Here is a 13326-nt window from a genome sequence, read left to right on the forward strand (position 1 = left end):
ATTAACACTTTATAAAAAAGTTCACAAATAACTAAAAATTAAAAGAACAAAATAAAAAATTGGCAAATACTATTAATATCTGCCAGTTATTATAAAAATAAAAGCTAATTATTAATGTTAACTTTGCTTATTTGACTTATTTTCTCTAATAAAAGCCCATAAAACAATAGCACCAATAACATCAAAAAATGCTAATGCAACAAAGAAAGGACCAAACCCAATTATGTTAACAAAAGCACCAATAAATAGATTAAAAATTAGCTGACCTGTCCATGCACACGCTCCAGCCATTCCAACGGCTGTTGCGACCTGATTTTTTTTGAACAAATCACCACCAAGTGTTGATGCTACGGTCGAGAGTAATTGATGAGAAAAACCACCTAAACTAATTAAGAACACGGCTAAATAAGGGTTTTGAACAACACTTACAAAACCAATTGTCATCATAATTACAGCGCCTATAGAAAAAGTAATTAATCTTGATCTAATTAACGAAAAACCTCTGTCATTTAAAAATTTAGCTACAAATCCACTAGCTAAACATCCTAAATCTGCCATTAAAAAAGGTAACCAAACAAACATAGCAATTTCTTTTAGGCTAAAGTGTAGTGTTTCAACAAAAAATATTGGTACCCAAAAGTTAATAGTCCCCCAAGCAGGATCGGCAAGAAAACGTGCAATACCAATTCCCCAAAAGTTTCGTTGAGAAAGAATTGATGAAATAGAAACTTTTTCTTTTTTATCAATATCTAAATATTTCTCTTGACCAGCCTCAATATATGCACGTTCTTCAGCCGATAGCATTTTAGAATCTTTAGGATCTCGATAAAAAGTAAACCAGGCAAGTGCTGCAATCAATGCTAAAGAGCCAGAAACAACAAAAGCAAATTGCCAACCTTGAAATAAAATACACCATGCAATTAAAGGTGGAGCTAACATTGCACCAAATGAAGTCCCCATATTAAATATGCCTGAAGCAATACCTCGTTCTTTTGCGGGAAACCATATCGATGCTGTTTTTATACCGGCGGGTATTGCTGAGGCTTCACTGAAACCCATTATCCCTCTCATAAAAGCTAAACCTTGCCATGTACCAGTTAATGCATGCCCCATAGTTGCAAATCCCCACACAATAGCACAAATAGCAAAGCCTAGCCTTAATCCAATAGTATCAATAAAAAATCCCATAATTGGTTGACCAATTGTATAAGCCAACTGGAAGGCACTTACTACCCAAGAATATTGTTCTTTAGTAATGCCTGTTGTTTCTAAAATAGTAGGGGCAGCAACACCCAATGCTGTTCTGTCAAGGTAATTAATGATGGTAATTGCACAAATAAGTAATATCATGCTCCACCTAAATTTTTGTACTATTTTCATTATTACTCCTTATTATTCCATGTAAACTTTAATTATTGTTACTATTTAGAAAAGTAAGAATTAGCATTATTGAAGCAAATATCTTTGATCATATTTCCTACCAAATTAAAATCAGCAGGAATTTCACCATTTTCGATCCAATTTCCAACCATATTGCACAAAATTCTTCTAAAATACTCATGTCTTGTAAATGAGAGAAAACTACGTGAGTCAGTTAACATTCCAACAAATTGGCTTAATAATCCCATTTGTGAAAGCTGCATAAGTTGACGCTCCATGCCATCTTTTTGGTCATTGAACCACCACCCTGATCCAAATTGAATTTTGCCAGCGATACCAGAACCTTGGAAATTACCAGCCATTGTAGCTAAGACTTCGTTATCTCTAGGATTTAAGCAATATAGTATTGTTTTAGGTAACTCATCGGTCAGATCTAAAGTTCCCAATAATGAAGATAAAGGTTCAGCGATTGGTCTATCGCCAATTGAATCAAATCCTGCATCTGGACCCAGCAATTTAAACATCCGTTGATTATTATTGCGTAAAGCACCTAAGTGTAATTGCATAACCCAATTACGTTTATGATATTGTTTACCTAACCAAACAAGAACTGCTGTACTGAATTGTGCTATTTCTAATTCAGATAAAGATTGATTATTTAGACGTTTTTTGAGTATTAAATTGAGTTGTTGTTCTGAAGGGATATCTGCGTAGCGTAATATCTCAATACCATGATCTGATGCTTCACAGCCATGCTGTTCAAAGTGATCAAGCCTTTTTAATAACGCAGTAAGCAGCTCTGAAAAAGTATTTATTTCAATATCACAAACCTGACCTAATTGAGAAATATAGTCAGAAAATCCAGATAATTCAATTTTAAATACTTTATCAGGTCGCCAACTAGGTCTTACTTTAGTTTCAAAGGAATCATCCAAGCTTATTTGTTTATGGTATTGAAGTGAATCAATTGGATCATCAGTAGTCCCTACTGCCCTAATATTCATTTGTTTCAAAATACCTTTTGTCGAAAATTCTTTTGTAGCTAATTGTTCATTAGCCTGAAGCCAAATTCTTTCAGCTGTTTTTTCATTAAAAAGAATGTTTTTTATACCAAACGGACGCCGTAACTCTAAATGAGTCCAATGATAAATTGGATTGCCCAATGTTAAAGGAACCACTTTTGCCCAAGCTAAATATTTTTCGTAATCTGATGCATTACCAGTAATAAATTTCTCATCTACACCGGCGGTACGAAGTACTCTCCATTTATAATGATCACCAGCAAGCCAAATCTCTGCTAAATTACAGAAGTTTTTATTTTCCGCAATATCTTTTGGCGGTAAATGACAATGATAATCATATATCGGTTGATCTGCTGCATAATCAAAATAGAGTCTTTGTGCCGTTTCAGTTAGTAATAAAAAGTTTTCATCCAAAAAATTTTTCATTATATTTAATCCACCCTTAGTTTGATAAATTGCTGACAGTTTGTTTTGCCCCATATTTCATTAAAGAAAGGTAATGTATTGTCACTTTTTCTTTAAATAATTCATTATTCGGCAAATCTAAACCAAAGACAGCCTTTAAACGTAATAAAGCATTTACTCGTTCAACTCCATCAGTACTCGCTTTAGTAATAGTTTGTAGTTGCTCACTCATTGGATCTCGTAAATCTATTGACTGGTTATTATCATCAATGCCGCCGACATAGCGCATCCAACTTGCAACCCCTAAAGCTAGCAATGAAAAATCTGAACCATTTTTGATATGCCAACGGATTGAATCCAACATTCTTTGAGGCAATTTTTGAGTACCGTCCATCGCAATTTGCCATGTTTTATGTTTTAACGATGGATTACTAAAACGCTCAATAAGTTTGTTTGCATATTCTTGCAAATTAACATGACTAGGGACGTGAAGTGTTGGTGCTTGTTGTTGCATCATCAATGTTAAAGTTGCTTTTTTATAATTAACATCATTCATACAATCATTAATGTGCTCGTAACCAGCCAAATAGCCTAAGTAGGCTAGAAAAGAATGGCTACCATTTAACATACGAAGTTTCATCTCTTCATATGGAACAACATTATCAACGAATTCAGCACCGACTTCATTCCAATTAGGACGGTTAGTCACAAAATTATCTTCTATAATCCACTGAATAAAAGGTTCACAAGCAATACCACATGGATCAAACATACCGCCTAATGTATCTTCAATTTCAATTAATGTTTCGGATGTTGCGGCAGGGACAATACGGTCAACCATAGTACATGGGAATGTTGTATTAGACTCAATCCAATTTGCTAATTGTGGATCTCGAGCGTTAGCTAATCCTAATATTGCTTTTTTTAAAGCTAATCCATTTTCAGGAATATTATCGCATGATAAAGCAGTAAAGGATTTTAATCCTCGTTGCATTCTTCTATAAAGTGCCTCTACAATAACACCAGGGGCTGACATAGGCTTTGTTGGATTCGCTAAGTCAGCTTTAATTAATGTATTATTCAAATCTAATCCTGCTCCACTAGGTAACATGCAATACCCCTTTTCTGTTACTGTTAATGAAACAATTTCAACAACTGGATCAGCCATTTTTTCTAAAATTGCATCTATTCCATCTGTTGGTGCTAACAATGATTCTGTTACGCTGCCAATAATAAATGCTTCTTTTGATGTTGCACCTTTTTCTAACACAGTATACAAATGATCTTGTTTACGAATTTCATGAATTAATTCTTTACCACCAACAATATTAACTTCACAAATACCCCAGTCACAGTTTCCCTTGTTAAGTAAACGATCGGTCAATAACGCTTGATGAGCACGGTGAAAAGCACCGAATCCCAAATGGACAATTCGTGAGGTTATTTTTTCCCGGTCATATAAAGGTTTATATTGGATTGATTTAGGAAGATTTAATAAATTTAACATTTTATTCACCGTGATTATCTGTTTAACTACTTTATTGATTAGATATATTTTCATTTGTTGGCAAACTTTTCATCCCAATTTTTTCTTTTTTGTGATCTATATCGCTTTTTTTGGTTTATTTAATATATAATGCTCAAAAAAATCTATAATATAAAACCATATTGGCATTCCAATTATGAAATTAAATGTATTTATCCCATAATTGACTTCTAATACTTGTAATAATTAGCGTATAATTGCTCAAAATAAACGTAAAAATAAAGGATTATAATAATGTTCATGGTTAATCGGCTGTACCAAAAAATTGGTAATGAGCTGAAATCATTATTAAAAAATGGCACCTATAAAATTGGTGAGAGATTACCGCCTGAAAGAGATATTGCAGAAGCCTTTAATGTAAGTAGAACCGTAGTGAGAGAAGCACTAATTATGCTAGAACTCGAAAATCTAGTCACAGTAAAAAAAGGTTCTGGCGTATATGTAATTGGTTTACCAAATGAAATATTATCAGAAACAGATAAAAAGATTGAAGAAGAAGATTTTGGTCCTTTTGAACTATTACAAGCTAGGCAATTAATTGAAAGTAATATCGCCGCTTTTGCCGCATCTCAAATTGTAAAATCCGATATTATTGAGTTAAGAGCTATCTTAGAGCAAGAGCGAAAAATTTTAGAACAAGGTATTTTAGATGATTACAGTGCAGATGAAATGTTTCATATTGCAATAGCAAGAGCAACCAAAAATTCAATACTTGAAAATTTGTTAGATGATTTATGGCAAAAACGTACCGCTAGCAAAATGTGGGGGCAACTACACAGCCGAATTACTGATCATAGTTATCGAAAAAAATGGCTTTATGATCATGAAAAAATTTTACAAACCTTACAGGTAAAAGATGCAATGGCCGCACGTCATGCTATGTGGCAACATTTAGAAAATGTTAAACAAACATTAATGGCAGTTTCGGATAGCGAAGATCCAAATTTTGATGGTTATTTATTTGACTCAATTCCGGTTAACATTGTTAATCAATAGGTAATAATAATCAGCATTGTTTATAGATCTTTATTATTTTAGAAATAACAAAATGAAATCGTGAAGGAGATTTATATGGAACAAACGATGCGTTGGTTTGGACCAAATGACCCAGTATCATTAGATGATATTAAACAAGCTGGAGCAACTGGAATTGTTACAGCTTTACACCATATTCCCAATGGAGAAGTTTGGACCATTGAAGAAATTCAAAAACGAAAAAATATTATTGAAGATAAAGGATTAACATGGTCTGTTGTAGAAAGTATTCCTGTTCATGAAGAAATAAAAACCCACACAGGAAACGTTTTGCAGCATATTGAAAATTACAAACAATCTATTCGGAATTTAGCTACGTGTGGTATTGATACTGTTTGTTATAATTTTATGCCCGTTTTAGATTGGACCCGTACAGATCTTGCTTACGAGTTACCTGATGGCTCAAAGGCCTTGCGTTTTGATCAAGTGGCATTTGCAGCATTCGATATCTATATACTACAAAGACCTAATGCAGAAAAAGATTACTCAAAAGAAGATACTGTTTTAGCTAAATCTTATTTTGAAAAAATGACTCAAGCCGATAAAGATAAACTTATTGCAAACATCATTGCCGGTTTACCTGGCGCAGAAGAAGGCTATTCACTTGATCAGTTTAGGGCGCATCTTGCAACTTATGATGGGATTGATAAAGTTAAGTTACGTGAAAATTATGCCCTTTTTTTAAAAGCTATTGTACCCGTTGCAGAAGAAGTTGGTATTGTCTTAACTGTTCACCCAGATGATCCCCCGCGACCAATTCTAGGGTTACCGCGAATAGTATCAACAATTGAAGATATGCAGTGGATAAAAGAAACTGTTGACAGCATACATAATGGTTTTTGTTTTTGTACTGGTTCTTATGGAGTTCGTAGCGATAATGATTTGGCAATAATGGCTAAAAAATTTGCTGACCGTGTTCATTTTATTCATTTGCGAGCAACAGTTAGAGAAGAAAACCCATTATCTTTTCATGAAGGCGATCATTTAGCTGGTGATGTTGACATGTATGCCGTAATAAAGGCGCTCATTACAGAAGAACAGAGACGTAAAAAAGCAGGAATCAAACGCTCAATCCCTGTTCGTCCAGATCATGGACATCAAATGTTGGATGATCTGAAGAAAAAGACAAATCCAGGCTATTCAGCTATAGGCCGTTTACGAGGTCTAGCCGAAATTCGTGGTGTTGAGTATGCTATCCTTCGAGCTTTTTTTAACTAGTTGAACTAAATTATAATTAATCAAAATCCTAACAATTCTAATGCCCTTTTAAGGGCATTTTTTTGATATAAAATAATTTAAAAATCTAAATAATTGTTTTATATCTTGGCAAACACTTTATCGTAATACATAAAATGCTATTAAAGCATAACTATTTTGACATTCTATCCCTTTAAGCGTTATATTAATTACGATATTTTCTACATCTATATCATTAAGCAGTTTTTTATAAGCAGTTTAAAATTAAGAGGTGTAATATGGGTATCTTAAATAATATTTTTTCTAAAGTGTTTCCTAGTGCTCAAGCAACAGTAGATCATGCTGTTGAGGCAGTAAAAGATAAAGTCGGAGATATAACTGGCTCTGTTAAAGATACAGTATCAAAAGGTACTGAACAGGTTAAGGAAAAGACAGAGCAGAGCACATCAGCATCAAATGTTGATGTTACGTCTATTCTTGATAATTTAGCTAAAAAACACCCTGAAGCGCTTAACTGGAAAACATCTATTGTTGACTTGTTGAAATTGTTAGGCATAGATAGTAGTTTAGATGCGCGTAAAAAATTAGCGCAAGAGCTGAATTATACCGGTAGCACTGATGATACAGCAGCAATGAATACTTGGTTAATTAAAGAAGTTATGAAGAAAATTGCAGAGAAAGGTGGCAATATTACTCATTTATTTTCTTGATTTTCCCATCTTAAAATAATAGCAATCCACCCAATATTGGGTGGATTTTTTATAATAGTCAATTAGTTATTGTACCCTTTCGCGCTAAATCAACAAATTGCCTTAAAAGCGTGTAATTGGTTCATCGCAGCATCAATCCCCTGTGATAATATAATCTCAGTACAGCGCACTGATTCATCAATAGCTTGATCAATTAACGCTTGCTCTGGTTTAGAGGGGGGGTTAAGAACGTAACCAACAACTTTATTTTTATCGCCAGGATGTCCAATACCAATTCTTAACCGATAAAAATTTAAATTATTACCTAATTTATTAGCAATATCTTTTAGCCCATTATGCCCACCATGACTACCGCCAAACTTAAGTTTAGCTATTCCGGGATTTAAGTCGAGTTCATCATGTGCAACTAAGATCTCTTCTGGCTTTATTTGGTAAAACGTCGCCATAGCTTGAACAGCTTTACCACTTAAATTCATGAAAGTAATTGGAACTAATAAACGTACATCATGACCTGAAATATTGATTCGTGATGTGTAACCAAAAAATTTTGGTTCATTTTTTAATGATTGATTATAACGCTGAGCCAATCGTTCAACAAACCATGCGCCTGCGTTGTGCCTTGTTGTTGCATATTCATTGCCGGGATTGGCAAGTCCTACTATCAGTTTTATTGTTGTCATAATATTTTTATTGTCACTGATTTTATTGTGAAAAATGCCCCAAAAGGGGCATTTAACTCAATGATAAAATAGATTATTAATGAAACATAGCTGAGATCGATTCTTCATTACTGATTCGACGAATTGCTTCAGCAAGCATACCTGATAATGTTAATTGGCGAACATTTTTCAATGCTTTTACTTCAGCCGTTAATGGAATTGTGTCGCAAACAACAATTTCATCAATAGCACAGCTTTTAATGTTACTCACTGCTTTACCTGAAAAAATTGGATGCGTTGCATAAGCAAACACTCTTTTTGCTCCTCGTGCTTTTAAAGCGTCGGCTGCTTTACAAAGTGTTCCTGCTGTATCAATCATATCATCGACTAAGATACAATCTCTATCCGCAACATCACCAATAATATTCATCACTTCAGCTTCATTTGCACGTTGGCGGCGTTTATCAATAATCGCCATATCGGTATCATTAAGCAGTTTAGCTATCGCGCGAGCACGCACCACACCGCCAATATCAGGTGAAACCACGATTGGGCGCTCAAACTCACGTTGCAACATATCTTCTAAAATCACAGGGCTACCAAATACGTTATCGACAGGTACATCAAAAAAACCCTGAATTTGTTCTGCATGAAGATCAACGGTTAAAACCCTATCAACACCAACGGTGGATAAAAAATCAGCAACAACTTTAGCGGTAATAGGTACACGAGCTGAACGAACTCGGCGATCTTGCCTTGCATAACCAAAATAAGGAATAACAGCAGTAATACGACCCGCTGATGCACGTCGCATAGCGTCGATCATGACTAGTAATTCCATTAAATTGTCATTGGTAGGAGCACAAGTTGATTGAATAATAAAAACATCTTCACCACGGACATTTTCATTGATTTGGACATTAACTTCACCATCACTAAAACGGCTTACCACAATGTCACCAAGTGAAGTATAAAGGCGATTAGCTATACGCTTTGCTAGTTCGGGTGTGGCATTACCAGCAAAAAGCTTCATATCAGGCACGAGAAATCCTCAAGCATGTATTGATGATTACTTAATCGTAATCGGTTAAATCGGGGCTATAATTATATAATCATTTATCTATCATGCTCAACCACAATATAAAAATATTTGATAAGTTTTTATAAATCATTCATTAAAAAATTCAACTGTAAGATACTTTTGCTGTGAGGAAAAAATCGAGTAAACTAGCAAGCAAACTATCAATTAGCTTTAATAAATTTCATAACCTAAGTAGATACTGTGATGAACGAACAATTAAACTCAGATAACGAAAATATCAAATCTAAAAGAACCATTCGTAGTTTTGTTTTACGACAAGGTCGTTTAACGAAAGGGCAAGAACAAGCACTAAACAATTTATGGCCTATTTTTGGGATTGAGTATGATGCAAATTCACCTATTTATTTTGCTACTGGCAAACCAGCCGTTTTGGAAATTGGATTTGGTATGGGGGCTTCATTAATTGAAATGGCCAAAAATGCACCTAATAAAAATTTTTTAGGCATCGAAGTACACAAGCCTGGGGTAGGTGCTTGTTTAATGGCTATTGAAGAAAACCAATTATCAAACTTAAAAGTGATGTGCCATGACGCTGTTGAAGTATTAGAAAATATGATCCCTAATCATTCACTAGACAAAGTACAAATCTTTTTCCCTGATCCATGGCATAAAGCAAGACATAACAAACGTCGTATTATTCAGCCTAAATTTGTACAATTAGTTCGCCAAAAATTAAAATTGGGCGGTATTTTGCACTTAGCAACTGATTGGCAACATTATGCAGAACATATGTTAGATGTTTTAAATCAGGCAGAAGGTTTTGAAAACTTATCACCAAGCAGCAACTACATTCCGAGGCCTGATGATAGACCGATTACTAAATTCGAAAAACGAGGCCAAAATTTAGGTCACGGCGTTTGGGATCTCCAATTTGTAAACAAATAATTATGTAAAGGAGCCACTATGCAAAATGAAACGATCAACCTACTTTGTCAGCATCGCTCTATTCGTGCTTATAAATCAATAGATTTAACTCAAGAGCAAATAACGTCAATTGTTAGATCAGCTCAGTCGGCTTCTAGCTCTAATTTTATTCAATGTTCGACAATTATTCGTATTACTGACCCCAATAAGCGTGAAAAACTAGCTTATTATGCTGGTGGCCAAAAATATGTTAACCAAGCCCCTGAATTTTGGGTGTTTTGTGCCGATTTTAATCGGCATTATCAAATTGATCCACAACTAAGCCTAGGGAAAGCTGAGCAGCTATTATTGGGCTGTGTTGATACTGCTATTATGGCACAAAATGCAGTGATTGCTGCTGAATCCTTAGGATTAGGCGCTGTATACATTGGCGGATTGCGCAACAGCCTTGATAAAGTTACTCAATTACTTGACTTGCCCAAATACGTCCTTCCACTTTTTGGACTTTGCCTTGGCTATCCAGATGATAATCCAGAAATAAAACCAAGATTACCACAAGATCTAGTCTTTTTTGAGAACCATTATCGCCCCATTGATAGGGAAATTTTGGCAAAATATGATGTTCAAATGGATGATTACTATAAAACTCGTAGTACTAATCAAAAAGCTGGCGGTTGGAGCAATAAAATTGTGAATACAATAAACAACGAGCAACGCGATTTTGTTTTAAATTATTTGCATAAACAAGGATGGATCATCAAATGAATAATAATCATTATCAGCTAGATAAAGTCGTTATAATTAGTCGCCACGGTATTCGTACTCCATTACACAATACTTTACAGTTTTTAGAAAAAGCAACGCCTTTTAAATGGCCAAAATGGAACCATCCATATGGTTATTTAACAACACGAGGTGGCGTGTTAGAAGCCTATTTTGGCCACTATTTATCAACTTGGCTTGAAAAAAACACAATATAAAATTATCAAAAACCGATACCAAATTATTTGTGTATGCTAACAGCCTGCAAAGAACAGTTGCAACCGCTCAATTCCTGACAATTGGCGCCTTTGCTGGGTATGATATTCCTATTCATCACAAATATTCTATTGAAAATATGGATCCGATTTTCGATCCTAGTTTGCGAGATGATTCGCCAGAATTTAAATATGCAGTATTGCATGATATTAAAGAAGCCAACAAAGCCACCAACATCTTTGAAAATCTAGCCCCTGCTTATCAAATCCTTTCCGATATTTTAGATTATAAACACTCAAAGTTATATGCCGAATATCAATGTAATTTAGCTAAAATCCCATCACAACTCTATTTCAAAAAACATGAAGAACCAGCGCTACTTGGGCCACTTGCAATAGGAACTTCGGTCGTTGATGCGTTTTTATTACAATACTATTCAGCCTTTCCAAAAGAACAAATTGCATGGGGAAGACTAACTAGCCAAGAACAGTGGCAACAAATTATCACTATTCGTAATCAATATATTCGTTTAGTTTTCCAGTCTAAAACGCTTGCTAAACATTCTGCTACGCTCATTGTCAATATGATAAGTGATCTAATACAACGAGATAATAAAGTAAACCTACTTGTTGGTCATGATAGCACTATTGCCGCATTACTTGGTGCATTAGACTTTAAAGACTATCAACTACCAAATCAATTTGAAACAACGCCTATTGGTGGCAAGGTCACTTTACAGCGTTTTCGTCATCTACCTACAGATAAATACTTTTTTAAAGCCGAATATATTTATCAAAGCTTTGAACAATTACATAGCGGGCAAGCGCTTGATGCCAATAATCCACCACAACATTATCAACTACATTTGAACAATGCTTCTGTTAATAGTGATGGTTATTACGATTGGTTAGACTTTGAAAAACGAATGAAACCTTTTATAACAAAATAATGCACGATTCAATTATCCGACTAACACCATAAATAGCTAATAATTATAAAAGTTAGGCTAATTTTATTTAGCAAAAGGTTAATTATCAAAACGTTTCAGGTAGAATTACATTTAAGTATAAATATTTATTGTTGGGCTTACTTGAATATTTGGCAGGTATAATATTCAAGTAAGCTAAATTAGCACAATAATATAATTTATTTCAAAACCAATTGCCATCTAGCAATTCCAACCAATTATTTTAATCTTATTTTTCTAAATTCTAAACATAAATCTAGATGGGTAAAGTTATATAAAATACAAAATAAAATTAGTAATGAAATATAATCGATTTTACCAAGTGTTATCCCGATCACTTTTCCCCCGTTCATTTTGATGTGATCATCGCATAAAATAGCTTACCTATTGGTCAAATGTAAATAATTTCTAGATGATGTAATCATTAAAATCCTAACAAAGGGAGCTTATTATAAAACAGAAAATTAAGTTATCACTAAACAATATGAATTATTGGGTATTGTGGTATGTCTACACTTTTTAGTACCAAAAAGATAATGTCATAGATTCCTTTTACATTCAATCGGTGGCTGGTAATTTAAAGACGAATGAAGCCTGTTGTAATTAAACCAATCCACATAGTGATTAAATTGCAACCTGAGTTGTTCAAGTGAATCAAAAATCGTGTTTGACACAAATTCAGTTTTCACCGCTTTAAATGTTGCTTCAGCAACAGCATTATCATAAGGGCATCCCTTATGGCTTAATGAACGCTCAATGCCAAATTCCTTTAAACATTCATCAAGTAGATGATTATCAAATTCTTTTCCTCTATCTGAATGAAATAACTCAACTGAATTTAAGTTAATAGGGATTTGGCTGATAGCATCCATAACCAGTTGAGCATTTTTATGTTTTCCAGCACTTCGTCCCACGATTTCTCGATTGCTTACATCAATAATCACACAAAGGTAATGCCAGTGTTGTTTCACTCTCACATAAGTTAAATCGGTCACAAACACTTTTCGTTGTTGTCCTACCGTAAACGCACGATTAAGTTGCTTACTTACTGTTGATTCGTTGCTTTGTTCTGTATTAGCACAATATTTTTTACAGGTATATTTTGATACTCATCCGTTTTCTTGCATGATTCGACCAATTCGGCGACGGGATAATAGTATGCTTTTCTCCCTAAGCTCTGCTTGTAGTCGCCTTGTTCCATAGGCTTGATAGTTATCGTTAAATATCGCTTTCACTTTTTTACTAAGCTCTTTGTCTGTTTTTTTACTGGTTAATTGTAGTTGATAATAGAAGCTATTTCTTGACACTTGTAAACATCGACATAACGCACGTAAACTATATCGATGTTGATTCTCGGTGATTAATTTGATTTTCGTCCTATTATCAACGCCGCTTGCTTTAGGATGTCATTCTCCATTAACAATCGCTTATTCTCTTTACGTAGGGCTATGAGCTCATTTT

General features: G+C 34.3%; 13 protein-coding genes and 1 pseudogene. 7 read left to right on the forward strand and 7 right to left on the reverse strand.

What is annotated here, in order from left to right:
- Nucleotides 1-117: 117 nt before the first annotated feature.
- The 3 genes from A9G41_RS04115 to A9G41_RS04125 are packed head-to-tail and all read right to left on the reverse strand — an operon-like array spanning nt 118 to nt 4314.
- On the reverse strand, nt 118-1380 hold the full coding sequence (locus A9G41_RS04115; RefSeq protein ID WP_065582392.1) for an MFS transporter: 1263 nt from the start codon (nt 1378-1380) through the stop codon (nt 118-120).
- A 41-nt stretch (nt 1381-1421) separates the two neighbouring features.
- A complete protein-coding gene (gene uxaC / locus A9G41_RS04120; RefSeq protein WP_065582474.1) occupies nt 1422-2828 on the reverse strand; it encodes a glucuronate isomerase in 1407 nt (468 codons plus the stop codon).
- A gap of 16 nt (nt 2829-2844) precedes the next feature.
- A complete protein-coding gene (locus A9G41_RS04125; protein WP_065582391.1) occupies nt 2845-4314 on the reverse strand; it encodes a mannitol dehydrogenase family protein in 1470 nt (489 codons plus the stop codon).
- 273 nt (nt 4315-4587) lie between these two features.
- Between A9G41_RS04125 and A9G41_RS04130 the strand changes: the two genes are divergently transcribed.
- The 3 genes from A9G41_RS04130 to A9G41_RS04140 all read left to right on the forward strand — a co-directional run bounded on the left by A9G41_RS04130 (nt 4588) and on the right by A9G41_RS04140 (nt 7295).
- Nucleotides 4588-5349, forward strand: a complete 762-nt coding sequence (locus A9G41_RS04130; protein WP_065582390.1) for a GntR family transcriptional regulator — start codon at nt 4588-4590, stop codon at nt 5347-5349.
- A gap of 75 nt (nt 5350-5424) precedes the next feature.
- Nucleotides 5425-6606, forward strand: coding sequence for a mannonate dehydratase (uxuA, locus tag A9G41_RS04135; RefSeq protein ID WP_065582389.1), 1182 nt, complete (start codon nt 5425-5427; stop codon nt 6604-6606).
- A gap of 257 nt (nt 6607-6863) precedes the next feature.
- A complete protein-coding gene (locus tag A9G41_RS04140; protein WP_065567627.1) occupies nt 6864-7295 on the forward strand; it encodes a DUF3597 domain-containing protein in 432 nt (143 codons plus the stop codon).
- Nucleotides 7296-7384: 89 nt separating this feature from the next.
- Here A9G41_RS04140 and pth read toward each other — a convergent pair whose 3' ends face one another.
- Both pth and A9G41_RS04150 read right to left on the reverse strand, forming a co-directional pair.
- Nucleotides 7385-7975, reverse strand: coding sequence for an aminoacyl-tRNA hydrolase (pth, locus tag A9G41_RS04145; protein WP_065582388.1), 591 nt, complete (start codon nt 7973-7975; stop codon nt 7385-7387).
- 76 nt (nt 7976-8051) lie between these two features.
- Nucleotides 8052-8996, reverse strand: coding sequence for a ribose-phosphate pyrophosphokinase (locus A9G41_RS04150; protein ID WP_075539349.1), 945 nt, complete (start codon nt 8994-8996; stop codon nt 8052-8054).
- Nucleotides 8997-9236: 240 nt separating this feature from the next.
- Between A9G41_RS04150 and trmB the strand changes: the two genes are divergently transcribed.
- Genes trmB through A9G41_RS04170 form a run of 4 tightly spaced genes read left to right on the forward strand, consistent with a single transcriptional unit; the run spans nt 9237 to nt 11847 of the window.
- The gene (gene trmB, locus A9G41_RS04155) at nt 9237-9941 is read left to right on the forward strand and encodes a tRNA (guanosine(46)-N7)-methyltransferase TrmB (RefSeq protein WP_065582386.1); all 705 of its coding nucleotides are present in this window, start codon (nt 9237-9239) and stop codon (nt 9939-9941) included.
- Nucleotides 9942-9959: 18 nt separating this feature from the next.
- Nucleotides 9960-10685, forward strand: coding sequence for an oxygen-insensitive NADPH nitroreductase (gene nfsA, locus A9G41_RS04160; RefSeq protein WP_065582385.1), 726 nt, complete (start codon nt 9960-9962; stop codon nt 10683-10685).
- Nucleotides 10682-10900 (forward strand): histidine-type phosphatase, encoded by a 219-nt coding sequence (locus tag A9G41_RS04165; RefSeq protein ID WP_065582384.1) that lies wholly within the window; start codon nt 10682-10684, stop codon nt 10898-10900. The genes nfsA and A9G41_RS04165 overlap by 4 nt, the downstream gene beginning before the upstream one ends.
- Complete coding sequence (locus A9G41_RS04170; RefSeq protein ID WP_141675210.1) at nt 10897-11847, forward strand: histidine-type phosphatase; 951 nt, start codon at nt 10897-10899, stop codon at nt 11845-11847. The genes A9G41_RS04165 and A9G41_RS04170 overlap by 4 nt, the downstream gene beginning before the upstream one ends.
- A 557-nt stretch (nt 11848-12404) precedes the next feature.
- Here A9G41_RS04170 and A9G41_RS13415 read toward each other — a convergent pair.
- Both A9G41_RS13415 and A9G41_RS13420 read right to left on the reverse strand, forming a co-directional pair.
- Nucleotides 12405-12950, reverse strand: a pseudogene (locus tag A9G41_RS13415) (IS3 family transposase); the annotation flags it as partial.
- Between the two features lie 24 nt (nt 12951-12974).
- Nucleotides 12975-13172, reverse strand: coding sequence for an IS3 family transposase (locus A9G41_RS13420; protein ID WP_179854675.1), 198 nt, complete (start codon nt 13170-13172; stop codon nt 12975-12977).
- Nucleotides 13173-13326: the final 154 nt, after the last annotated feature.

This window comes from Gilliamella sp. Nev5-1 (assembly GCF_001690895.1).
In the GTDB taxonomy this organism is placed as follows: domain Bacteria; phylum Pseudomonadota; class Gammaproteobacteria; order Enterobacterales; family Orbaceae; genus Gilliamella; species Gilliamella apicola_C.